The sequence below is a fragment of the Parafrankia sp. FMc2 genome, from assembly GCF_041008525.1.
Taxonomy (GTDB): domain Bacteria; phylum Actinomycetota; class Actinomycetes; order Frankiales; family Frankiaceae; genus Parafrankia.
In genome coordinates this window covers 1-1,873 of sequence record NZ_JBFLUG010000355.1, presented here as the reverse complement: position 1 = coordinate 1,873, position 1,873 = coordinate 1, and the positions used below count along the sequence as shown (strand labels likewise).

Here is a 1,873-nt window from a genome sequence, read left to right as displayed (position 1 = left end):
CCCGTGGCGGCTGATGAGTATCGACGGGCTGGAGTGGGACGTGCCGGCCTCGGTGGAGAACCTCGCCGCGTTCGGCTTGCCCGCGGGCCGTGACGGCGAGCCGGGGGCGCTGCCGAAGGTCCGCGCGGTCACCGTGTCCGAGTGCGCCTCGCACGCGCCGGTGCTGGCCGCGCTCGGCCCGGCCGGCGGCGCGAAGCCCGCCAGCGAGCAGGCCCTGGCCCGCACCCTGTACCCGCGGCTGGCCGAACGCTGGCTTCTGCTCGCGGACCGCAACTTCTCCTCCTGGACGGACTGGTGCACGGCCGCGACCGCCGCCGGGATCGACCCCGACCGGATCAGGTTCAAGCGCACCGTCAGGATCATCCGGGACCGGGTCGCCACCGACCAGGCCTTTTCCCCCTGACCAGCGGGCACGCACCCTCGACGAGATCGCCGCCGACATCACCCGGCCGACCCGGCTCAACACCCGCCGCGAACGCACCTACCCTCACGTCGTCTGCCGGGCCCGCCACACCAGTACCCGGTCAAGAAACCCGGCCAGTACGGCATCCGCCACCACGCCCCGCCCACGATCAGGCTCGCCAACCCCGCGAAACCCCAGGTCGCAGCTTGATCGACTTAGCGGAAGTGGCATTGGGGCATGCCCTGGTGCAGAACATTCACCGCGGCCACTACGAACTCGCCGTCGATGTGGACCCGCACTTTCGGCTGGCAGCTGCGTTCACCGAACTCGCCGCCGCTGTCTGACCGCCGACCCGCTCCGCTTCCTCACAACGCAACAGCGCCAGCATCACTACCCCAATCCATTCCTTGTGGTACGTACGTGGTGGAATGGGGGCCACGCAGGGTTTCGATTGCCTGTTGATAGAGGAGTCTTTTGCCGTACCCGATCACTTGTTGATGTTTTGGTTGAGACGGTTGCGCGAGCACCTCCGCAGACTCGAGGATCGCCTCGTCGAAACAAATATTGTCGATCAGGCCGGCGGCTGCGGCGGCGGGAGCCTGGTAACGTCGGCCAGTGATAATCATCTCGAGTGCGGTGGAAGGCGGAAGTTTCGCCTGAAGGACGGCCGCTTCCCCTCGGGTCAGAAAATAACCCACGTTCGCGTTGGGTAGACAGACGTAGATTTTTCCGGACCGCATCACTCGGAAGTCGTGGGAAAGCGCAAGTATCACGCCGTTTGCGAAAGCGTGCCCCTGGAGCGCGGCAACCGAAATCACGGGTAGCGCGAGAAACCTCGCATACAATTGCATAATCTCGGCGGTAAAGGCCTGCACTTGCTCTTCGGGTGTTTCAAGCAGCCATCGGAGATTGGTACCGTTGCACCAGTGCCGTCCGGATCCAACAGTGACGAGAGCGCGGGGGGTCGGATACTGTTCCACCTCGTCCAGAAGTTCGTTCACTCGCGTGAGCATCTCCTCGTCGAAGAGGTTTTCGCTATTCCCAAGATCGAGAATAAGAATATCTCTGTCTTCTCTCATTTCAGGCCTGGATGCTTTCGCTGTACACATCACCCCATCCTTCCTTCTACCGCTTCGATCCGCACGTGCCCGCCTATGATGATTCGGGTGTAGGGGAGAGCCTGCAACCCGAAGGAAGTCCGCCGCGGAACGGATATATATCCTATACCACGAAAAGATGTCATAGAGAGTGTCCGACTACCCGTCGGGTAGAGGGTGTCCGAGAAGGGTCAGGGTGGGTAGGTCAGGGGGTGTGTGAAGCCTCGGTGTGAGGGAGGCTGGTCAATGGCCGAGTGGCGCTGGTATCCGACCGATCTGTCCGATGCCGAGTGGGAGCTGATCGCTCCGTTGATTCCCGCCCCCAAACCCGGTGGCCGGCCGCCGGCGCATGAACGCCGGGAAATCGTGAACG

Annotated in this window: 1 protein-coding gene and 3 pseudogenes; 3 read left to right on the top strand and 1 reads right to left on the bottom strand. The window is 63.3% G+C overall.

Translation table 11 applies throughout. From position 1 onward, the window contains the following. Positions 1-403 (top strand): annotated as a pseudogene (locus AB1460_RS37180) (transposase); the annotation flags it as partial. A gap of 224 nt (positions 404-627) precedes the next feature. Next, positions 628-747 (top strand): annotated as a pseudogene (locus AB1460_RS37175) (IS6 family transposase); the annotation flags it as partial. A 21-nt stretch (positions 748-768) separates the two neighbouring features. On the opposite strand, the gene AB1460_RS37170 reads toward AB1460_RS37175, so the two are convergent. Continuing rightward, positions 769-1,512, bottom strand: a complete 744-nt coding sequence (locus tag AB1460_RS37170; RefSeq protein ID WP_368967224.1) for an enoyl-CoA hydratase/isomerase family protein — start codon at positions 1,510-1,512, stop codon at positions 769-771. A 234-nt stretch (positions 1,513-1,746) separates the two neighbouring features. Here AB1460_RS37170 and AB1460_RS37165 point away from each other — a divergent pair. Then, positions 1,747-1,873, top strand: a pseudogene (locus tag AB1460_RS37165) (IS5/IS1182 family transposase); the annotation flags it as partial.

Coding starts and splice junctions, on each gene's coding strand:
- AB1460_RS37170 (WP_368967224.1), bottom strand. CDS start 1,512: ATGTGTACAGCGAAAGCATCCAGGCCTGAAATGAGAGAAGACAGAGAT.